The sequence below is a fragment of the Streptomyces sp. NPDC043952 genome, from assembly GCF_056435325.1.
Genome location: NZ_JBWKES010000004.1, coordinates 316,013 through 337,288 on the forward strand (window position 1 = coordinate 316,013; position 21,276 = coordinate 337,288).

General features: G+C 70.9%; 16 protein-coding genes and 1 CRISPR repeat array (1 of these 17 running past the window's edge). Of the genes, 5 read left to right on the top strand and 11 right to left on the bottom strand.

All coding sequences use genetic code 11. From position 1 onward, the window contains the following. A CRISPR array of direct repeats spans positions 1 to 31; the repeat unit is 29 nt; unit sequence GGGACCACCCCCGCACGCGCGGGGATCAC (it extends 425 nt beyond the left edge of the window). Between the two features lie 71 nt (positions 32 to 102). The 8 genes from cas2e to nadA form a co-directional block, all read right to left on the bottom strand. Further along, positions 103 to 456, bottom strand: coding sequence for a type I-E CRISPR-associated endoribonuclease Cas2e (gene cas2e / locus AC069R_RS07005; RefSeq protein WP_478765213.1), 354 nt, complete (start codon positions 454 to 456; stop codon positions 103 to 105). After that, positions 453 to 1,421 carry a type I-E CRISPR-associated endonuclease Cas1e gene (gene cas1e, locus AC069R_RS07010; RefSeq protein ID WP_478765215.1) on the bottom strand — a complete coding sequence of 323 codons (969 nt, stop codon included), beginning with the start codon at positions 1,419 to 1,421 and terminating at the stop codon, positions 453 to 455. Before cas1e ends, cas2e begins: the two co-directional genes overlap by 4 nt. Further along, positions 1,418 to 2,146 (bottom strand): type I-E CRISPR-associated protein Cas6/Cse3/CasE, encoded by a 729-nt coding sequence (cas6e, locus tag AC069R_RS07015; RefSeq protein ID WP_478765216.1) that lies wholly within the window; start codon positions 2,144 to 2,146, stop codon positions 1,418 to 1,420. The genes cas1e and cas6e overlap by 4 nt, the downstream gene beginning before the upstream one ends. Further along, on the bottom strand, positions 2,146 to 2,964 hold the full coding sequence (cas5e, locus tag AC069R_RS07020) for a type I-E CRISPR-associated protein Cas5/CasD (protein ID WP_478765217.1): 819 nt from the start codon (positions 2,962 to 2,964) through the stop codon (positions 2,146 to 2,148). The genes cas6e and cas5e overlap by 1 nt, the downstream gene beginning before the upstream one ends. Then, a complete protein-coding gene (gene cas7e / locus AC069R_RS07025) occupies positions 2,961 to 4,166 on the bottom strand; it encodes a type I-E CRISPR-associated protein Cas7/Cse4/CasC (protein WP_478765218.1) in 1,206 nt (401 codons plus the stop codon). The genes cas5e and cas7e overlap by 4 nt, the downstream gene beginning before the upstream one ends. 51 nt (positions 4,167 to 4,217) lie before the next feature. After that, positions 4,218 to 5,069: a type I-E CRISPR-associated protein Cse2/CasB gene (gene casB / locus AC069R_RS07030; protein WP_478765219.1), complete on the bottom strand. Its 852-nt coding sequence runs from the start codon at positions 5,067 to 5,069 to the stop codon at positions 4,218 to 4,220. After that, positions 5,066 to 10,072: a type I-E CRISPR-associated protein Cse1/CasA gene (gene casA / locus AC069R_RS07035; RefSeq protein ID WP_478765221.1), complete on the bottom strand. Its 5,007-nt coding sequence runs from the start codon at positions 10,070 to 10,072 to the stop codon at positions 5,066 to 5,068. The genes casB and casA overlap by 4 nt, the downstream gene beginning before the upstream one ends. Positions 10,073 to 11,557: 1,485 nt before the next feature. After that, entirely contained in the window at positions 11,558 to 12,742 is a 1,185-nt protein-coding gene (nadA, locus tag AC069R_RS07040; RefSeq protein ID WP_478765222.1) for a quinolinate synthase NadA, read from the bottom strand. A 292-nt stretch (positions 12,743 to 13,034) separates the two neighbouring features. Here nadA and AC069R_RS07045 point away from each other — a divergent pair, with 292 nt between their 5' ends. Continuing rightward, a complete protein-coding gene (locus AC069R_RS07045; RefSeq protein WP_046421274.1) occupies positions 13,035 to 13,391 on the top strand; it encodes an iron-sulfur cluster assembly accessory protein in 357 nt (118 codons plus the stop codon). Between the two features lie 136 nt (positions 13,392 to 13,527). On the opposite strand, the gene AC069R_RS07050 is transcribed toward AC069R_RS07045, so the two are convergent. Together AC069R_RS07050 and AC069R_RS07055 are read right to left on the bottom strand one after the other, a co-directional pair. Continuing rightward, a complete protein-coding gene (locus AC069R_RS07050) occupies positions 13,528 to 14,895 on the bottom strand; it encodes a hypothetical protein (RefSeq protein ID WP_478765225.1) in 1,368 nt (455 codons plus the stop codon). 122 nt (positions 14,896 to 15,017) lie between these two features. Then, positions 15,018 to 15,254 carry a hypothetical protein gene (locus AC069R_RS07055; protein WP_478765226.1) on the bottom strand — a complete coding sequence of 79 codons (237 nt, stop codon included), beginning with the start codon at positions 15,252 to 15,254 and terminating at the stop codon, positions 15,018 to 15,020. Positions 15,255 to 15,437: 183 nt separating this feature from the next. Between AC069R_RS07055 and AC069R_RS07060 the strand changes: the two genes are divergently transcribed. Beyond that, the gene (locus tag AC069R_RS07060; RefSeq protein ID WP_397986335.1) at positions 15,438 to 16,412 is read left to right on the top strand and encodes a carbohydrate kinase family protein; all 975 of its coding nucleotides are present in this window, start codon (positions 15,438 to 15,440) and stop codon (positions 16,410 to 16,412) included. 9 nt (positions 16,413 to 16,421) lie between these two features. On the opposite strand, the gene AC069R_RS07065 is transcribed toward AC069R_RS07060, so the two are convergent. Beyond that, on the bottom strand, positions 16,422 to 17,798 hold the full coding sequence (locus AC069R_RS07065) for an aminotransferase class V-fold PLP-dependent enzyme (RefSeq protein WP_478765228.1): 1,377 nt from the start codon (positions 17,796 to 17,798) through the stop codon (positions 16,422 to 16,424). 313 nt (positions 17,799 to 18,111) lie between these two features. Between AC069R_RS07065 and ctaC the strand changes: the two genes are divergently transcribed. The 3 genes from ctaC to AC069R_RS07080 are packed head-to-tail and all read left to right on the top strand — an operon-like array spanning position 18,112 to position 21,196. Further along, on the top strand, positions 18,112 to 19,071 hold the full coding sequence (gene ctaC, locus AC069R_RS07070; RefSeq protein WP_478765230.1) for an aa3-type cytochrome oxidase subunit II: 960 nt from the start codon (positions 18,112 to 18,114) through the stop codon (positions 19,069 to 19,071). After that, entirely contained in the window at positions 19,068 to 20,801 is a 1,734-nt protein-coding gene (ctaD, locus tag AC069R_RS07075; RefSeq protein ID WP_397986338.1) for an aa3-type cytochrome oxidase subunit I, read from the top strand. Before ctaC ends, ctaD begins: the two co-directional genes overlap by 4 nt. Continuing rightward, positions 20,798 to 21,196, top strand: coding sequence for a cytochrome c oxidase subunit 4 (locus AC069R_RS07080; protein WP_046421283.1), 399 nt, complete (start codon positions 20,798 to 20,800; stop codon positions 21,194 to 21,196). The genes ctaD and AC069R_RS07080 overlap by 4 nt, the downstream gene beginning before the upstream one ends. Positions 21,197 to 21,276 lie beyond the last annotated feature (80 nt).

The following is a 21,276-nucleotide window of genomic DNA, read 5'->3' on the forward strand; positions in this document are numbered from 1 at the left end:
ACGGGACCACCCCCGCACGCGCGGGGATCACAGTTCGTGAGCTGGGCGTTTAGTTGGTGGGGTGAGCCGTGTTCCTCGGTTTTGGGGAAACGGGCATTTCGGTCAGGGGTTTCCGAAGCGGCGTCTTTTGGCGGCTTTGCTCCAGCCTTGGCGCGGTGATGGGTTGCCGGTGGTCGGGGAGTGGGGTGAGGGGCGTTTGAGGAGGGTGAGGCCTTCGTGGTCGGTGGGGTGCCAGGCGTGTTCGTGGGTCGCGAAGGTGAAGCCCTGTTCGTTGTCCGTCTGGTACGCGAGCAGAGCGCGGCCCTTGCCCCGGTACTCGCGCACCTCGTCCCACAGGATGTCCCGCACCCGCGCCGAGGGTGAGCCAAGGAAGACGCCGGGAGAGACCTCCAGCAGCCACCGGGTCAGAAAACCCCGCAGGCCTGCCGGGCAGTTGGCGAGGACGATGACCGTCACCAGATGGGCTCCTCACCGGCGCCGGCGGGACCGTCGTAGTTGCGGCCGGCCTCGACCAGCCGGCCCCCGTCCGACTGGAGGCACACCCGGTCGGCCGCCCCCTCGGGCTCGCAGAGGCCGGTCTGACCGAGGAGGAGGTCCTTGACATCCCGTACGCAACGGTCGAGCAGGCCCGCGGAGTTGATGCGGTCGCGCAGCGCCCGCCGGGTGCGCGTCGCCACGTCCTCCTCGCCCTCGGCCGCCGCGTCGAACGCGGCCGGAATCCCGATCTCCGTCTTGTAGAGATCGGCGATGTCCAGGACGAACGAGCGCTCATGCCCGGAGTGCACGAACCCCAGCCCCGGTGCGCAGCCGAGCGCAGCCACCACGGCATGGGCCACTCCGTACATGCACTGCGCGGACGCGGTCACGGCCTGATTGGCCGCATCGCCCGCCGCGAAGTCCCCGTGGTGGTAGTCACGCCGCCGCCACGGCACCCCCGTACGGGCCGACTCGCGGCGGTAACACTCCTTCACCCGCCGCCCCTCCATGCTGAGGAGTTCCTGCCGGGTGTGACCGGACGGATCGTCCTCGGGGAAGCGCATCCGGTACATGGCCCGCGCGACATCGAGCCGCGTACGGCGATTCGCCCAGGCCGTCGCCTGTGCCTCGACGAGGTGGGAGGAGCGGGTGAGGGCCCGCCCGCCGGCGTAGAAACGCACTCCCTGCTCGCCGACCCACACCACCCCGGCCCCGCACTCCCCGAGCACGGACATCGCCTGATGGGTCAGCCGGGTGCCGGGGCCGAGGAGAAGCGTCCCGATGGTCGCGGACGGGATGTGGGTGACCCCGTCCGCGTCCGTCGCGGTGATCGCGTTGTCCTCCCGGTGGACCGTGCAGCGCTCCAGGTAGATGAAGGAGATCCGGTCACCGGCGCGGGTGAGCTCCCGTGGAGTGGACGCGCCGCGGCGGCTGACGGTGGTCATGACGCCCGCACCGGCGCGAGGGTCATCAGCCCGCAGCCGTACGCCTTGGCCTTGCCCAGCCCGTGCGTGAGCGTACGGCGGAACACCTCGGCGTCCGTGACGCGCAGCCGGCCGTCGAAGGTGACGCGGGTGAAGTCGACCTGACGCCGCCCGCCGTGCGCCGTACCGTCGGACTTGCCGAACCGAGTGGGCGTCTTGTCGTGCACGACGACTTCGTGTTCGTCGCCGTGTTCGGTCAGCCGGCGTCCGACGGGCGTGCGCAGCACCTCGAAACCGGCCCGTTGCTGCCGGCCGAGCAGCCAGCCGATCTGGTGACGCGGGGTGACGTGCGCGGCTCTTTTCGTTGGTGTCTCCCTGGCGTCCTGCGGCCTGCGGATGGAGTGCACCGGATTCGCGGTGAGCCGGAACGCCCAGGTGCTGCCGACGGTGAGACGGTCGAGCAGTCCCCGGTAGTCGAAGGTCGTCCAGCCCGGTTCCCCGGCGTGCGGCCACCCCGCCTGTTCCACGAGGTGCGTGAGGTCGGGCCGGCTCGGGCTGACGATGAACAGGTCGGCGCGTCCGCCGGCGGCCGGGTCCACGCGCCACAGGACCCGTGGCCCGCCTTCGCCGCGAGGCGGAACCTCCGGGAAGGACATGTTCACGGCTCCGTGCATGAAGTGCGGTGACCCCAGCAGCCGACGAGCGCCGGGCCGGGCGGTGTTGATACGGAAGCGGGTCAGGTACATCAGCGGTTCCTCGGACGGTGCTCTGCCGTGCTGGTACTCGCGGTGGGATCGAGGGAGCGGAGGAGGACGGTCGGGTCGTGCTCGGGGACGGGAGCGCCGTCGGCGGGGCGCCCCCGCGGATCGGTGAGGGAGGTGACCACCCCGCGGGGCCCGTACCGCCGGTGGCGGGGGTCGAAGCTCAACGGGGTGTCCCGGAGCGACAGATGCGGGACCTCGCCCGGCGGACAGTCGAGCAGGAGATCCACGGCCACCGGGGGCGGGGGACCGTCCGGGTCCTGCACTGCGCACCCGGCCCGCCCGCGCTCCTGCGTGGCCTGCCCGATGCGCTCGCGGTACCAGGGCGCCGCCTGCCAGGGCGCGCCGCGCAGCGCCTCCTCCAGGCCCGGCCCCGGCAACGGCCGGCCCATGTCGAGTGGCCGGGCCGGGGGACAGGAGCGCCGGCCGAGGTACGGCAGGAAACGCGGGGCGCGCACGGCCTCGTACAGGCGGTCCAGCAGCGCGGGGTCCCCCTCGACCCCCGCGACGAAGACCGCGTCGGCGAGATAGAACCGCTCGGACAACGGCATCGACTTGCCGGAGTCCCCGTGGTGGGCGGTGTGGAAGTCCCGTAGCCGGGAGCCGGGTTGGTCGACGCGCACGCCGAACCGCAGGGCGGCCAGGTCGGTGAGGTCCGCACCGCGAGGGCGGCCCTCGGCGGCGGCGAGCAGCCCGAGCACACCGCTCTTGGTGGGGGCGTTCTCCGTGCTGCGGCGGGCGAAGCGGGCGGCCGAACCCCAGGCCTGCAACGGACCGGCGAGCCGCAGCAGCAACACCGTCATACGCCCGCTCCGGCGGTCACCCGCGCCGCCACCGCCTCCTGCACCTCCCGCACGAGGGCGTCCAACGACACCCGGCGGCCCAGCGGTTCGAGCACCTCCGTCTCGTCGCCCACGCGGAACACCCAGCTGTGCTCGGGCGCCTCGATGCCGTACTGCTCCTCCAGTTCGGGCACATACGCGGCGAGCCTGCGGCAGCTCTCCTGGAGATACCCGCCCTCCGGCCCCTGCGGCACAGGCTTCTCGAACGCGCCGACGAAGCTCACCGGTCGGCGGTCGCGCAGCCGCACGATCACCGCGGAGGGCAGGGTGTGGTTCCCGAAGGTGTTGATCTTCCCGGTGGGAAGGGAGGTGACGAAGGCGTCGAGGAAGGCCGCGACCGCCTTCTCCACCGGGGCGCTGGGCGAGTCGTCCGCCCGCAGCCCGAGCCCCAGATTGCGGGTCAGCTCGTCCACGTCCACGGCGGCGTAGCGGTAGAGAGTCGCCGAGTTGAAGTCGATGGTCCCGATCATGCCGGCGCCGGGTTCCTCCGGGCCGCTGAGGTCGTCCACGGCGGTGTAGTAATCGGACTCGATCTCCGACTTGTGCACGCTGATCGCGTGAGCCACCTGCGCGGCCGCCTCCACATTGAGGTCGGCGGCGTCGGCGACCATGCGTCCGAAGAGGGCGATGTCCACCGAGTGCCGGGAGTCCACCGCCTGCCGTGCCCTGGCCTTGTTCTCCTTGTCCTTCAGATAGGTCTGCAAGACCTTGGGATCCCCCTCGGGGCCGCTGCCCTCGATCGCCACCTCGGCGAGGGCGTCCAGCTGCCTGCTGCTCAGGAACATCAGGTACGACGACTCGGGCGCGGCCGATTCTTCGTCTTCGTTCTTCGCCCTTCGCTTCGGCACCTCGACCTTGATCCCCGCCGCCACCTTCAGCGTCTCGGCGGCCAACTGGACCGCGACGGGCGCCAGCGACTCACGCCGGTCGACGATGCGGTCGGCCAGCGCCTCGGCGATCCTCTTGGTGCGGACGCCGAGTGCCTCCGGCGGCAGCAGCTTCCCGAACGCGGTGCGCGTGGCCCGCTTCCAGGCCTGACTGGACACCCGCGCACGCCGCACGCCGCCGTAGTAGGCCGATTTGGGAGTCCCCGTGTCGTCGCGGTTGAGATTGCTCGGCGGGACGACCTGAAGGACATGGATGTCGAGGATGGTTCGGGTCATGGTGATTCCGATCTTCTCGGGCGAAGCGTGTGCGGTGCGGTGCGCGGGCGGTCAGTCCGCGTCCACGGCCGGGGACTCGGGGACGGAGAAGGAAGAGTCGGCGGACTGGCTCGCCCCGTCGCCCGGTCCGGTGGCTTCCGCCGCACGCCGGCCGCTCCGGTGCACCCGGTGGAAGTCCCGGCCCCAGCGACGCCTGACCTCGGCCCGGCCCGACTCGTACTGCCAGCGGTGGATCTGGTCGGCGAGGTCGCCGTAGTCCAGCGGAATGCGGGCGTCGCGCAGCAGCAGCACCATCTCGCGCAACCGGCGGCCCAGCGTCTCCAGATCGGACGACGTGCCGATCCGCACGAACCGCTGGCGAACGGCGGCACTCACCTCCTCGACCGGGATGTGCCCGGCGCCTCCCTGCCCCTCCTCGCCATCCGCTCGTTGTGCGGGCAGGCCGGCCCCCGAGGACTTCGCCTCCGCCAGCCGTCGTACGGCCCGGCCCAGCGACCAGCCCGGTACGTGCATCGGCTCGTCCCGCAGCGACTGCTGGTGCACCGCCCAGAGCGTCACGGCGAGATGGACCGCGCGATCCTCACGGTCCTCGCGCGCCTCCTGGTGCCGCGTCCCTCCCGCCACCAGATGAGGCGCAAGGTCGTCGCCCTCCGCGGTCTTGCGCATGCGGAGCTCGGTGAGCGCTTCCAGATGATCGAGCCCCCAGCCGGTGGGCGAGGCGTGGACGTCCCGGCCGGCCTCGCGCCGCAACCGCGCCACCGCGGCCACGGCCGCCGGGCTGTCCTTGCGGTAACCGCCCTGAAGACGGTTGACCGTGCGTGCGGTGGCCGACCGGACAAGAGAAGGGGCGTGCTGCTCGCGCTGCCCCGCGGGGCGGTCGGTACCTGCGGTTCCGCTGGTCATGATGTGCTCCCGGTGAGGTCGTGGCCGTCGGCTCCCATGCCCGCCGGAAGCGGACGCGCGGCCGTGGCGGTGCCCGCTTCCCTCGGTGGCCCCAGCACCCTGTCGAGCCGGATGAGGAAGATCTGCTCGGCGCGACCGGCGTCCATCAGCCGCGTACCGCCGCCCGGAACGGTGATCGGACGGCCCTCGTCCGCGGCCGGACCCGCGTCGTCGAGCACCTGCCGGCCGAGCCTGAGCAGTTGGCGGCGCACCGTGGTCCGCCACGCACGCCGTGCCGTCTCCAGGTCGGGGAAGGACAGCAGACCCTTCAGCCAGGCCCGGTACGGTCCGTCCAAGGCACCGAAACCCAGGTCACGGGCGGCGGACACCGGCGTGGCGGGATCCGTGCCGGCGGCGCGGGCCAGATCACCGGCCAGACCGCCGAGAGCTTTGACGGCGCCCTCCGCGTCCTCGACGGCGTCGACCGCCGCCGCGCCGAAGACCGGGTTCGCCGCGTGCAGGGTGATCACGGGCAGGACCACGGAGTCGTCCACGATCTCGTCCACCACCGACTGCTGGGTGCCGTACACCGCGCCCACGAGACGCAGCCGTACCAGGGCTCCCAGGGGCAACTCGCCGACGGTGATCATGTGCGTGAACCAGCGGGCGATGCCGGAGGGCAGCTCGCGCTCGGGCTCGCCGCGCCTTTCCCCGTCCGAGGACTGCCGCCGGGCCGGGAGCAGGGCGGCCAGCCCCCGCCAGGCCGCTCTGTCCGGCTGGTGCCGCTGCGGCGTGTAGACGGGGACGCGGCCCTGCTTCTTCTCCTGTGTCTCACTGCGCCGCCAACTGGACATCGGCTCGGTCTTCCAGGGGGCGCTCATCGCGAGCGGGTCGCCGTAGCCGAGGACCACGCCCGTCACGGCGCCGTTCTCCGCGTGCAGCCGGATCCGGCGCGACTGCCAGGTGTACAGGTCCCGGAGCCCTTGCGGGCAGGCGGTTTTGCCGCCGTCCTCGCGCGGTCCGGCGCCGGGGGCGTGCTCGCGCCGCCATACCGGCACGTCCCGGCCGGCCGGGCCGTCCGCCCCCCAGCCCTCCACCTCTTCCAGGGCGATCAGGTTGAGCAGCAGGGTCTCCCGGAGCGTGGCGCCCTCGGCGAACACCCCGCCGAGGCTGCCCAGCGAGCCCACCCCCAGCGGGTAGACCTTTCCCGCCTTGCCCCGGTCGTCGCCCAGCAGGGCCGGTTTGATGCCGGAGGTGTCGAAGGCGTGCGCGTGCACCAGCCACCGGGCGGCCTCCGCGTACGACAGGGAGCCGACACCGGGACGGCGCATCGCGAACAGGGGCTCGCCCACCGGGACGTCCGCGACGATCCGGCTCAGCGGAGCGATCTCGTCCTTCGCCGTCCGCAGGCCCGCGACCTGGTAGAAGGGCCGGTCCGCGGCGAACAGGTCGAAGCGGTCCCGGTACCGCGCGAGGTACTCGGGCACGGCGGCGAAGGGATCGGCCGACAGCCACAGATCCTCCCAGTCCTCCACCTCCGCCGGGCCGTCCAGGGCGTCGTACAGGATCGCGAGGAGCAGCCGTAACAGCGCCATCTCCTGGGTGGGCACATCACCGACCAGCCCCCGCAGGGAGTCCGCCTGCTCGAAGAGTCCGAGCAGGGAGACCACGCCGGTCGTGCCGTCACCGCGCTGCACCGGGAGCCACGGCTCGGCGACCAGGTCGAACGACGGCGGCCCCGGCCTCGCCGTGGTCTCCTCGCTCACCACCGCGACCGCCCCGGCCGACCGCCCACCACGCTCATCCTGGCCGCCCCCTTCCCCCTTCCGGCCCCCGCCGGAACTCCGTCCCGCGCCCGAACGTTCCGCACCCGAACGTCCCGCGCCCGAACGTTCCGCACCCGAACGTTCCGCACCCGAACGTTCCGCACCCGAACGTTCCGCGCCCGAACGTTCCGCGCCCGAACGCCCCGCGTCCGAACCGATCGCCGGCCGCCCCTCGCCGCTCCGGGCGGGCGCGGGCGCGTCAGCAGACGTGACCCGCAGCCCGTCGGCACGGCTGTAGGTGAGTACGAAGCCTGCCAGACGGGTCTGACAATTCGGGTCCAGAACGAGGATCAGCTCACCAGCCAGCCAAGGACATTCCTTTACCTGCCACGCAGGGACCATGAACTGCTCAAGTTCGGCAATGGTCCGGTCGATCATGTGCGACTTGGTCCGGTCGATCGTCCACGGCTTGCTGAAACGGCCCGGCAGCGTGAGTGCGCTCGCCGCCACCGCCTCACAGGCCCGGCGACCGGGCACGAAGTCGACCGGCAGGTCCAGGCCGCCCCGCCGGCCGTCCGGGCCGTCGTCCAGCCAGGGCACGGTCGTCAGACGGCCGTCGGTCTGCCGCTGGACGACCAGCACCTCCAGCGTCTCCTCGCCGTCACGCACCTGCGCGCGCCCCGCCGGGCTGTCGTCCGCATCACCGGCCCCAGCCGCGAGCCACCCGTACACCGGCCGCCCGGCGCGCCGGGCCGGGCCGAGCAGAAAGGCCTCCGCCTTGTGCCGCTTCTGGTCCAGCAGATGGTCGTGCTCGGCGCGCGCCGTGTCGAACTGCGCTGCCCACTCGACCGGACCGACCGGCTCGTGCCCGTAGGCGGCTTGGACCAGTGAGCTGATGGCGCCGGGCAGCTCCAGCGTCCGGCCGTCGAGGTACGGGCCGAGCACGGCCAGCGAGCGCAGCAGCATGTACTCACTGCGGTAGACCGCGCGGGTGCCGTCACCGGGACGTGGCGGATTCGAACCCCACTCCACCCCGGTGATGAGACAGCGCGCCCGCGTCAGGTGGGCGGGCCGGCTCCGCGGGTGCCGGTGCAGGCGGCCCATCCGCTGCAACACGAGGTCGACCGGGGCCAGATCCGTGACCAGCAGATCGAAGTCGATGTCGAGCGACTGCTCCGCCACCTGACTGGCGACCACGACGTGCCGGTGCGGCCGTCGACCGCCGTCGGGACCGAACCGCCGTACCAGGTCCGCGTCCAGGGCCGCGCGGTCGGCGGCGAGGAAGCGGGAGTGCGCGACGGTGACCTCGCCGCCCAGCCGCGCGCGCAGCGCGTCGGCGGCTTCCAGTACCCGGTCCACCGTGTTGCGCACGACCAACGCGCAGCCACCGTCCGCCAGTTCGCGATCCAGCCAGTCGGCCAATGCGGTCACGTCGTCGTCCATCCGCTCCAGGGCCACCGCCACCTGCCTGCCCGAGGCGGCGGGAGGGCAGGCGGTACGTACCGGGTGGCCGGGGGCCGCGGCGGTGATCAGGGGATAGCCGTCGTCGCTCGTGGGGGAATCCCCGTGGGGGGAGCCGGAGTCCGGGGCACCGGGGACGGGGACACCGGCGTCCGCGGCACCGGCGTCCGCGGCACCGGCGTACGCGGTCACCAGTGCGCGCCTGCGGTCGGCCGGCAGCGTCGCGGACAGCAGGACGACCGGAACCCGGTAGGCCGCCAGCCACTCCAGCACTCGGTCCAGGTACCGCCCCATGTACGCGTCATACGCGTGCACTTCGTCGATCACGACGACCTTGCCCGCCACCGCGAGGTGCCGCAGCGCCAGGTGACGGCTTTTCAGCCCGGCGAACAGCACTTGGTCGATGGTCCCTACCGCGAAGGAGGCCAGCAGCTGCTTCTTGCGCCCCCGCAGCCACTGGTGAGCATGAAACCCGGCCTCCTTGTCCCCCCGGACGCCGGCCCTCTCCCTTCCCTCTCCCTCACGCCCGTCGGGCTCGACGGCGACGATGGCCCGCCGCCCCTCCCGCAGCAGCCCCGCCCAGACGTGGTTGAGAGCCGCTTTGGCATGCGCGAGTACGACGGAACGCCGGCCGTCTCCGCCTTCTTCCCCCTCGGGCAGATGCTCCAGCCAGTCCAGGAACCGGGGGAACATGGCGTCCCCCGTCGCCCGTGTGGGCAACGCCAGAAGCACACCACCGGCGCCCGACCGGGCGGCCAGGATCTCTGCCGCGGCCAGTGCCGCCTCGGTCTTGCCCTCGCCCATGGGCGCCTCGATCACCAGCATGCCCGGCGCGGGCATGGAGCGGGCCATCCGCACGGCCTCGCTCTGGACCGGCCGGATCACCGCGTCCTCCAGTCCCGCGAACCGCTGCTGGAACAACTCCTCGGCGGTTCCTTCCGGTTCACGGGGTGACCAGGGCCGGGGCAGGTCGAGCCCGGCCCAGGCCGCGGTGAGCCGGCGCCGCTCGCCCCGCGGGCCGAGAGGCTGCCAGGTCTCGGGATCGTAGGGGAACAACTCGGCGGAGCTGGCGATCCAGTCGGAGAGGATCACGACGGCCGTCAGCGCGACCTGCGCCGGCTGGGGCAGCCGGACCCCGGCCCACTGCGGCAGCCGGTCCGTCACCCCCGCCGAGGCGGCACAGAGATCCATCAACTCGGACTGGACCTTGCGCCAGACCGATTCGCTCGGGCCGTGGTGCCGCAGCAGATGCGGGCGCAGTTGCAGATCGTGGATGTGCGGGTGATCGGGGTACGTGCCGTGGTGGCCGCCGACGACGACCGCGAACTGCCCGGAGACCCGGCTGCGGAGCCCGTACCGCTCGGCCATCCACTCCTGCACCAGCAACTGGCTGGCCAGCCCGTGCGGCGCGATCCGCCGATCCTGCCCGAACTCACGGGCGGTCGGCATGTCGAGCCCCTCGTCGCGCATCCGCCCGGCCAGGGCCTCGACCTGACAGGCGAAGGCCGGGGTGGCCTTGCCGACGTCGTGCACACCGGCGAGGAACGTCACAAGCCTGCGCGCGTCCGCGTCCCCCGCGGGCAGCGCCTCCCCCACCAACTCCTTGATCGACCGCGGCACCCACTGCTCCCACAACCGCCCGGCAACAGCCGCGCTGTCCGCCATGTGCCGCCACAGGGGAAGCCAACCACCGGACTTCTGATCGTGTTTCGCCCAGGCGGATCGGGCGGGCGCGGATAACTGACCGCTGGTGAATACGATTTCCGCCCTGGGCGGAGTGAATTCCGCGTTGGTCATGCTCTCCCTGCCTGTGTGGAATGGCCGAACTACGCCGAACTATTGCCCGAGGATTTGGCGCGTCGGCTCTTAGTCGGGGCGGCTTTTGCATACAGCCAGGCCGACCAGCGCAATCAGTACGACACCGAGCCGAGCCCAGGGTGTGTACGAGGCGGGGCTGTACGGGCCGGTGTTTCCCGCAGCCGCCAGAGCGAACCGAGCGGCTGCCGATTACGGTCGGGACAGGGAAGCGGCGGCTTTTCTTCGTACTCACTGGTGAGATGAGGATGTCCCTGCCCTGACCGTATCCGTCCTTGGCAAGCGCCGGGCCTATGTTCTATTTGTGAACACGCACCACTCCGGCCCGTCCACCCCCACGTTTTGACCGAACGACCCCACGCTACAACGCCGTTCGGAGGGTGTGCAGCCATTCCTCAAAACCCGAAATTAGCGGGTGGGGGCGTGCGCGACATGCCTACTTGGGCGAATCTGCGGAACTACGGGGTCCCGTAGGCGCGGGGACCACATCGTCTTCAGGCCCGCCGTGTCGTCTACCAGGGATCACCCACGCACGCGCGGGGAGCACCGGGGCGGCCCCGCCCTGCGCGGGGAGGGCAAGGAACCACCCCCGCACGCGCGGGGAGCACAGGTGCCCGGCGCGCAGGGACCTCTGGGTGTCGGGACCACCCCCGCAGGCGCGGGGAGCACTCGTGCCCCGCGAGGGTGCGCGCGAGGGCCGAGGGACCACCCCCGCAGGCGCGGGGAGCACGGGCGTGAGCTGGGGTTTTAGTGGGTGGGGGAGGGGGAATTGTTTGCTTCTTGAGAAGGGGGCATTTCGGGTTTTTCGGGGTTGCTTGGTCAGTGTTGTGTAGATGCTAGACCTGGTTCGTGTCGGGAGCAGGGCGCATCTCAACAGCCGTTCCATCGCGTCCAGTTACTGGGGGGCGTCGTACCGCAGGTACCGGCGCACAGCGTTGGAGTCCCCGCACTGGTCGGTCGGTCAGGCTGCGGTGGAGTCCGTGGGCGCAGTGAAGCATCGTGCTGGGTGTCGTGTGGGACATCCTCATCCCCCGCGAAGGCCCGACGTCCCCCTCGCCGTATGCCGCCACGCGTTCGAGTCGGCGCCGCAGCCGGCGTCGCTTGAGCAGGAGCTCGCACGACACGCTTTTTGTGTCGTCGGCCGCTGCCCGTGCCGCGCCGCGTTCGCCGTGAGCTCCGTGACCAGCGGCGTTGCCATACCCCGTAGACTTCGAGTCGTACAGGCCAGTTCCAGGCGTCCAGTCGACCGGAGTCAGTCGCCGCGGACGAAAGGGACTGACTGCAACACCAGATCGCCGCCCGCCCGTCACGGCCCCGCGCCGCGCTGCCGCCGAAGTGCAGCTCCTCAGTCGCGTGATCTCCGGACCGAACGAGCCCAACCGAACAAGCCGGCCCGGACAAGCGCCCCCCCCGCGACGCCCCACCCCCGGTGCCGAGACCAGGCGCAGGGCGTCGTACCGTCAGCGGCTACGGCAGCGCCAGCATCCGTTCCAGTGCCAGCTTCGCGAAGGATTCCGTCTCCTTGTCGACCTGGATGTGGTTGACCAGGTTGCCCTCGGCGAGGGATTCCAGGGTCCAGACCAGGTGGGGGAGGTCGATGCGGTTCATGGTGGAGCAGAAGCAGACCGTGCGGTCGAGGAAGACGATCTCCTTGCCCTCGGGGGCGAAGCGGTTGGCGAGGCGGCGGACCAGGTTCAGCTCCGTGCCGATCGCCCACTTGGAGCCGGCGGGGGCCGCCTCCAGCGCCTTGATGATGTACTCGGTCGAGCCGACGTAGTCCGCCGCGGCCACGACCTCGTGCTTGCACTCCGGGTGGACCAGCACGTTCACACCGGGGATGCGGGCGCGCACATCGTTGACCGAGTCGAGGCTGAAGCGGCCGTGCACCGAGCAGTGGCCGCGCCACAGGATCATCTTCGCGGCGCGCAGCTCGTCCGCCGTCAGGCCGCCGTTCGGCTTGTGCGGGTTGTAGACGACGCAGTCCTGAAGGGACATGCCCATGTCCCGCACCGCGGTGTTGCGGCCGAGGTGCTGGTCGGGCAGGAAGAGGACCTTCTCGCCCTGCTCGAACGCCCAGTCCAGCGCGCGCTTGGCGTTGGAGGACGTGCAGATGGTGCCGCCGTGCTTGCCGGTGAACGCCTTGATGTCGGCCGAGGAGTTCATGTACGACACCGGGACGACCTGCTCGGATATCCCGGCCTCGGTCAGCACGTCCCAGCACTCCGCGACCTGCTCCGCCGTCGCCATGTCGGCCATGGAGCAGCCGGCCGCCAGGTCGGGCAGGACGACCTTCTGGTCGTCGGAGGTGAGGATGTCCGCCGACTCGGCCATGAAGTGCACACCGCAGAACACGATGTACTCGGCCTCCGGGCGCGCGGCCGCGTCGCGGGCCAGCTTGAAGGAGTCGCCCGTGACGTCGGCGAACTGGATCACCTCGTCACGCTGGTAGTGGTGACCGAGCACGAACACCTTGTCGCCGAGCTTCTCCTTGGCGGCGCGGGCGCGCTCGACCAGGGCGGGGTCGGACGGCGAGGGCAGATCGCCGGGGCACTCGACACCCCGCTCACTCTTGGGATCGGCCTCGCGGCCGAGCAGCAACAGGGCGAGCGGAGTCGGCTGGACGTCGAGCTCCGGGGTCTGGGCGGTGGTCACGGCACGCACCCTTTCTATTTCTCGTCTATCTGACGTTATCTATCATAAACGCTTCACGTCAGTTTGACGATGGCCATAGTGTCCATGTGACGTGAATCCCGAACCGCCGTACGGGTCACGGATCCCCCACGGATCCCCCACGGGGACGCTGTGCGCCTTCGCGCGCGTATGCGAGCATGAAGGGGCAGAAGGCAAAATCGCGACCACGTGACGCCCGGCCCGGAATGAATCCGCGGAAGCGCCGGTTGCACTCGTCGGCAAGCAGTCTCCGTACAACCCGGGAGAGATGTAGATGTCCGTATCGGACGAGACCACAACCGTCAGCGACGGCATCATCCTGACCGACGCCGCCGCGGCCAAGGTCAAGGCCCTGCTCGACCAGGAAGGCCGTGACGACCTCGCGCTGCGCGTCGCCGTTCAGCCCGGCGGCTGCTCCGGTCTGCGGTACCAGCTGTTCTTCGACGAGCGCTCGCTCGACGGCGACGTGGAGAAGGACTTCGGCGGGGTCAAGGTCGTCACCGACCGCATGAGCGCCCCGTACCTGGGCGGCGCCACCGTCGACTTCGTGGACACGATCGAGAAGCAGGGCTTCACGATCGACAACCCGAACGCGACCGGCTCCTGCGCCTGCGGTGACTCCTTCAGCTGAGCCGTCGCTCAAGCGGAGAGAGCAAGAACAGAAGACATGAGGCGGCGAGCCCCCGTGAGCGGGGCTCGCCGCCTTCGTCGTACGCGTCAGTGCTACGCGCCCGGTGCCGGAACCCGGCGGGTCGGAGACCGCGGCCTCAGGAGGACGGCGACGGCCGCAGCGCGCCCGGCTCGGCCTGCGGGATCCGCGCGCCGTCCGCGCCGACCACCGTCCGGCCGTCCACCGGCGCCTTCAGGCGCACGGTCCGGCTGAACTCCTTGGCGATCAGCGGGCAGATCCTGCCCTCCTGCCGGTGCTCGGTGACCGTGACCGTCACCCGGTCGGCGCTCTCCCGTGCCGCCGCCGTGTAGTCGGCGCACAGACCGCCGTAGAAGCTCACGGTGAGGTTCCGGCCGTCGGCCGTGTACCCGGTGATCTTGACCGGGTTCCCGGCCGACGCCGGGGTCAGGTAGCGGGGGTCGATCGCCGGGTACGACACCATCCCCGACCCCCGCGTCCCGAACAGCCAGGACGGCACCAGGGCCGGCCGGCCGGCGACCGGGTGCGCGGCCAGTCCGAACACCGCCTTGTCCACCGTGACCGTGGCCCCGGACGCCGGGGACGCCGCCTGGCACGGCCCCTCCAGCCGCGTCGCGAACCGCGCCGGGCCCGGACAGCCGCCGGGCCCCATCCGGTGGTCGCCCTTCGGTGCCGCGTTCATCAGCGCGAGGGTCCGCTCCGCGTCCAGGACGGGGTACGACGCCCCCCTCACCGGCGTCGACAGCAGGCCATGGCCGCCGACCACCTCGCCCTGCCTGCTGATCGTCAGCCCCGTCGCCCAGCCGGTGGTGGGCAGCCCGCCCACCACCGGATCGGCGGTCACCACCCGCTGCTTGCCCATCACCTGGCTCGCGTCGGTCCGCGCGCCGTCCAGCCCGGCCGCCCGCAGCACGGGCGCCGCCGCCTTCTCGGCCGCCGCCACGCTCACCGGCGCCCCGGTCGGACCCACCGGTCCGGGCGCGCACAGGGGGCCCTTCCCGCAGTCGTCGGTCCCCGGCGCGTACCGGCTGAAGGTCCAGCTGCCCGGCGCGTCCCGGTTCACCTGGAGACTCGGCCCGGAGCCGTCCTTGCCGCCGATCCGCCAGCCGTACCCCTCGGCCACCGGCGTCCCGCTCACCCCGAGCGCCCTCGCCAGCCGGACCACCTGCTCCTCCCGGACCCCCGCCCCCGCTCCGTACACCGCTGCCGAGCCGGGCCCCTTCGGCAGCGCGCCGGACGCGGTGTAGTGGGCGCCGTACGGGTCCGAGAGGTCGTCCACGGCGAGCGGCGGGGGAGTGCTGGAGTCCGCCGCGGTGGGGGTCGTACGACCGCTCGGGGCATCGCTCGCCGCGACGTACGCGCCACCGCCCCCGACCAGCAGGACTGCGGCCGCGACGGAGAGGACGACGGCACGCGAGCGCCGCCGCCCGGACCGCACCGCCTCTTGCCCGTCCCGTGCCTCGGTCTCAGGTCGCTCCGTGTTCACCGCATCGCTCCTCGCCGGTCCGTGTCCCGCGTGCCCCGCGTGAGGGGACGACGGTGGGACGAGGGAGGGGAGCGGGAGGTTCCCGCGCTTACGCCGTTCGGGTGAGCGGGATCGCTCGGGGGTCAGTCGCCGTAGTCGGACATGCCGTCGAGCAGCCGGACGGAGCGCTGCGACACGGAGACCTTGCGGATGCGGGACGGCGGCACCGGCCGGGGCGCGGTGCGTGCGGGCGCCGGCCAGCGCTCGGCCATCCGGGCGCAGTCGCCGCGCAGGGTGTCGAGGCCGCCTTCGAGATCACCGGGAGCGGGGGAGACGGGAGTGCCGGAGCCGGCGGACGAGGAGCCCTTGAGGTTCGTCATGAGGGCACCGTAGGCACGGTCGAGGTCGCGAAGAAAGATCTACTATCGGGTAGTTTCGTCAACTACAGCGCCCGCTCCTTACCGGGTAGCGTGAACTGTCATCGAAGCCCTCTGTCTCTTACCGCCGCCCTTCCCACGAGCGCTCTCGCGCGCACCTTCTTATTCCGCAGGAGAATCCCCGTCGTGCGCATCGCAGTCACCGGCTCCATCGCCACCGACCACCTCATGACCTTCCCCGGCCGGTTCGCCGACCAGCTCGTCGCGGACCAGCTGCACACGGTTTCGCTCTCCTTCCTCGTCGACAACCTCGACGTGCGCCGCGGCGGTGTCGCCGCCAACATCGCCTTCGGCATGGGCCAGCTCGGCACCCGGCCGATCCTGGTGGGCGCGGCCGGCTTCGACTTCGACGAGTACCGGGCCTGGCTCGACCGGCACGGCGTCGACACCGAGTCGGTGCGCATCTCCGACACCCTGCACACCGCGCGCTTCGTGTGCACCACCGACGCCGACCACAACCAGATCGGCTCCTTCTACACGGGCGCGATGAGCGAGGCCCGGCTGATCGAGCTCAAGACGGTCGCCGACCGGGTGGGCGGCCTCGACCTGGTGCTGATCGGCGCCGACGACCCCGAGGCGATGCTCCGCCACACGGAGGAGTGCCGGTCCCGTTCGATCCCGTTCGCCGCCGACTTCTCGCAGCAGATCGCCCGCATGGAGGGCGAGGAGATCCGGATACTGCTGGAGGGCGCCACGTACCTGTTCTCGAACGAGTACGAGAAGGGCCTCATCCAGACCAAGACCGGCCTCACCGACGAGGAGATCCTCGCGAAGGTCGGCCACCGGGTGACCACGCTCGGCTCGCGGGGCGTGCGCATCGAGCAGGCCGGCGCGGACCCGATCGAGGTCGGCTGCGCGGAGGAGGAGCGCAAGGCCGACCCCACCGGTGTCGGCGACGCCTTCCGCGCCGGATTCCTGTCGGGCCTCGCCTGGGGCGTCTCGCTGGAGCGCGCCGCCCAGGTGGGCTGCATGCTGGCGACGCTGGTCATCGAGACCGTGGGCACGCAGGAGTACCAGCTGCGCCGCGGCCACTTCATGGAGCGGTTCGTGAAGGCGTACGGCGACGAGGCGGGCGACGAGGTCCGTCAGCACCTGCGCTGACGACGCCGTTCAGCTGAGCCGGCGGACCAGGTACGCCGTACCCTTCTCCGCCGGTTCCTCGCCCGCGTACTCCTGTCCCCTCATCTCGCACCACGCCGGGATGTCCAGGCGGGCCGCCTCGTCGTCCGAGAGGACGCGGACGGTGCCGCCCACGGGGACGCCGGGGAACACCCTGGCCAGCTCGATGACCGGGATGGGGCAGCGCTTGCCGAGGGCGTCCACGACCAGGGCGCCCGGCTCGGCGACCGCGCCCGGTGCGGGCGCGCCCAGCTTGTCCCGTACCCCGGCGACCACACCCGGCAGCACGGCCAGGAAGCGCTCCACGTCCTCCTCCGCCGTGCCCGGCGGCAGCGACACACGGACGTTGCCCTCGCTGAGCACGCCCATGGCCTTCAGGACGTGGCTCGGGGTCAGGGTGCTGCTGGTGCAGGAGGAGCCGGACGAGACGGCGAAGCCCTCGCGGTCCAGCTCGTGCAGCAAGGTCTCCCCGTCGACATAGAGACACGAGAAGGTGACGATCCCCGGCAGCCGCCGTTCCGGGTCGCCCACCACCTCCACGTCCGGCACCAGCCGCGGCACCCGCGCCCGGATCCGCTCCGTCAGCTCCCGCAGCCGTACCGACTCCCGCGCCGCCTCGGCCCGTACGGCGCGCAGGGACGCGACCGCCGCCACGACGGCCGGGATGTTCTCGAATCCCGGCGCGCGCCCCGACTCCCGCTCGTCCGCCGGGCCTTGGGCGGCGAACCGCACCCCCTTGCGCACGACGAGCAGTCCGACCCCCGAAGGGCCGCCCCACTTGTGCGCGCTGGCCGCGAGCAGCGACCAGTCGCCCCCGACCGGCCCCCACCCCAGCGACTGCGCCGCGTCCACCAGCAGCGGCACCCCGGCCGCCCGGCAGACCTCGGCCACCTCGGCCACCGGCTGGGCGGTCCCCACCTCGTGGTTGGCCGACTGGAGCACGGCGAGCGCGGTGTCGGCGCGCAGCGCGTCCGTGTAGCCCGAGGGGGAGACGGCGCCCGTCCGGTGCACCGGCACCCGGCTCACCGACCCGCCCTCCGCCTCGAACAGTTCCGCCGAATGGAGGACAGAGGAGTGTTCGACCGCTGACACGATCAGGTGGCGTCCCACCCGCCGCCTTCCGGCCAACGCCCCCGCGACGCCCGTATGTACGGCCCGTGTCCCCGAGGAGGTGAAGACCAGTTCGTCCGCCCGGCACCCGACCGCTTCCGCCGCCGCCTCCCGCGCCGCGTCCAGCAGCATCCGCGCCTTGCGCCCCTCCCGGTACAGCCGCGCGGGGTCCGCCCACCCGTCGTCGAGGGCGGCCAACAGGGCCTGACGGGCGACAGGATGGAGGGGAGCGGCGGAAGCCGCGTCGAAATAGGCCACAGTCCAACGTTAAAGCGCTGGTGAGCCGACCTCACCCGGGGGGCGCGGGGCTGCGTCCGAGGGCGGCTCCGCCGCGGGGCGGCCCACCCGCGCCCGCCCCCCAAACCCCCACAACCCGAGCTATTGGGCGCCCATCCACACCCCAACTGAGTGAGGCGCGACGCGTATGCCCCCCTCCCCGCGAACCCCCGGAGGGCGTCGGCTAGGGTTTGGTCCGCATAAACATCCAAACCCCTGCCCGACGCAGGGCGGCGACCGACCAGCGAGAAGGCCGCAGCCGACCGCGCGGGCGAGACTCTCGGGAAGGCGCTACGTGAGTCCCAACGGCTCCGACCGCTCGCCGCGGCGCCCGATGCGGCGGAAGCTGCTGCAGGCACTGACCGCGGGCCTGGTCCTGGCGACCGCAACCGGTTGCACATACAAGGACTTCCCCCGCCTTGGCATGCCCACCCCGACCACGGAAGAGGCTCCGCGGATCCTCTCCCTGTGGCAGGGATCCTGGGCTGCCGCGCTCGCCGTCGGCGTGCTGGTGTGGGGCCTGATCCTGTGGAGCGCCATGTTCCACCGGCGCAGCCGCACCAAGGTCGAGGTACCTCCGCAGACCCGGTACAACATGCCGATCGAGGCCCTGTACACGGTGGTCCCGATCATCATCATCTCGGTGCTGTTCTACTTCACGGCACGGGACGAGACGAAGCTCATGAGCCTCGACAAGAAGCCGGACGTCACGGTCAACGTGGTCGGCTTCCAGTGGAGCTGGGGCTTCAACTACATCGAGAACGTCCCCGGTGTCTCGGGCGACGCGAAGACGGACACCAACCTGTCCGCGATCCCCGACCGGTTCAAGGCCGCCTTCCCGGCGCACGCCGGCGGCGTCTACGACGTCGGCACTCCGGGCACGCGCAACCCGCAGACCGGCAACCCTGGTCCGACGCTCTGGCTCCCCAAGGGCAAGACGGTCCGCTTCGTCCTGACCTCGCGTGACGTCATCCACTCCTTCTGGGTGGTGCCGTTCCTCATGAAGCAGGACGTCATTCCGGGCCACACCAATGCCTTCCAGGTGACCCCCGACAAGGAGGGCACCTTCCTCGGCAAGTGCGCCGAGCTCTGCGGCGTCGACCACTCCCGGATGCTGTTCAACGTGAAGGTCGTCTCCCCGGCGGCGTACGAGCAGCACCTCAAGGACCTCGCCAAGAAGGGGCAGACCGGTTACATTCCCGCCGGCATCGCGCAGACGAGCCACGAGAAGAACCGGGAGACGAACAACCTGTGAGCATCCTCAACGAACCCCAGGGTGCCGCGGCCGCTGAAGGCTCGTATGTGGACGAGCAGCCGGTTCGGCGCAAGCAGCCCGGCAGTTCCGCGGTGAAGTGGCTGACGACCACCGACCACAAGACGATCGGGACGATGTACCTCGTCACGTCGTTCGCGTTCTTCCTGATCGGCGGCGTCATGGCGCTGCTCATGCGCGCCGAGCTGGCCCGTCCGGGCCTGCAGATCATGACGAACGAGCAGTTCAACCAGGCGTTCACGATGCACGGCACGATCATGCTGCTGATGTTCGCGACGCCGCTGTTCGCGGGTTTCGCGAACTGGATCATGCCGCTCCAGATCGGCGCGCCGGACGTGGCGTTCCCGCGGCTGAACATGTTCGCCTACTGGCTGTACCTGTTCGGCTCGACGATCGCGGTGGGTGGCTTCCTCACCCCCGAGGGCGCGGCCGACTTCGGCTGGTTCGCCTACTCCCCGCTGTCGGACGCGGTCCGCTCGCCGGGCGCCGGCGCCGACATGTGGATCATGGGTCTGGCCCTGTCCGGCTTCGGTACCATCCTCGGCTCGGTCAACTTCATCACCACGATCATCTGCATGCGCGCTCCGGGCATGACGATGTTCCGCATGCCGATCTTCGTGTGGAACGTGCTGCTGACCGGTGTGCTGGTCCTGCTGGCCTTCCCGGTGCTGGCCGCCGCGCTGTTCGCCCTGGAGGCGGACCGCAAATTCGGTGCGCATGTCTTCGACGCGGCAAATGGCGGCGCGTTGCTGTGGCAACACCTCTTCTGGTTCTTCGGCCACCCAGAGGTGTACATCATCGCCCTGCCGTTCTTCGGCATCATCTCCGAGATCATCCCGGTCTTCTCCCGCAAGCCGATGTTCGGCTACATGGGCCTGATCGCCGCGACCATCTCCATCGCCGGTCTGTCCGTGACCGTGTGGGCGCACCACATGTACGTCACCGGCGGTGTGCTGCTGCCGTTCTTCTCCTTCATGACCTTCCTGATCGCGGTGCCGACCGGTGTGAAGTTCTTCAACTGGATCGGCACCATGTGGAAGGGCTCGCTGTCCTTCGAGACGCCGATGCTCTGGGCGACCGGCTTCCTGATCACCTTCACGTTCGGTGGTCTGACCGGTGTCATCCTGGCCGCGCCGCCGCTGGACTTCCACGTGTCCGACTCGTACTTCGTGGTGGCCCACTTCCACTACGTGGTCTTCGGCACGGTCGTGTTCGCCATGTTCGCCGGCTTCCACTTCTGGTGGCCGAAGTTCACCGGCAAGATGCTGGACGAACGCCTCGGCAAGATCACCTTCTGGACGCTGTTCATCGGCTTCCACACCACCTTCCTCGTCCAGCACTGGCTGGGCGCCGAGGGCATGCCGCGGCGGTACGCCGACTACCTGGCGGCCGACGGCTTCACCGCGCTGAACACGGTCTCCACCATCGGTTCGTTCGTGCTCGGCCTGTCGATCCTGCCGTTCCTCTACAACGTCTGGAAGACGGCCAAGTACGGCAAGCCGGTCAACGTGGACGACCCGTGGGGCTACGGCCGCTCGCTGGAGTGGGCGACCTCCTGCCCGCCGCCGCGGCACAACTTCACCACCCTGCCGCGGATCCGCAGTGAATCCCCGGCGTTCGACCTGCACCACCCCGAGATCGCCGCGCTCGAACAGCTCGAGTACGCCGGTCACGCGCCTGCCGTCGCGGACAGCAAGGAGGCCGGCAAGTGAAGATCCAGGGCCGGATGTTCATCTGGCTGAGCTTCTTCATCCTGATCATGGCCGTCGTGTACGGCGTGTGGTCGAAGGAGCCGGCCGGTACCACGGCACTCTTCCTGGCCTTCGGCCTGTCGATCATGATCGGCTTCTACCTGGGCTTCACCGCCCGCCGGGTGGACGCCGGTGCGCAGGACGACAAGGAGGCCGATGTCGCGGACGACGCGGGCGAGCTGGGCTTCTTCAGCCCGCACAGCTGGCAGCCGCTCATGCTGGGCTTCGGCGGTGCGATCGCGTTCCTCAGCATCGCGGTCGGCTGGTGGCTGATCTACTTCTCCGCGCCGTTCATCGTGATCGGTCTGTTCGGCTGGGTGTTCGAGTACTACCACGGTGAGAACCGCACCCAGTAGGACATCGAGTTCCACTCCGGGAGCCCGGACCCCCCGTCAGGAGGGTCCGGGCTCCCGGCTTTTCGGGCGTCCGAATGGGG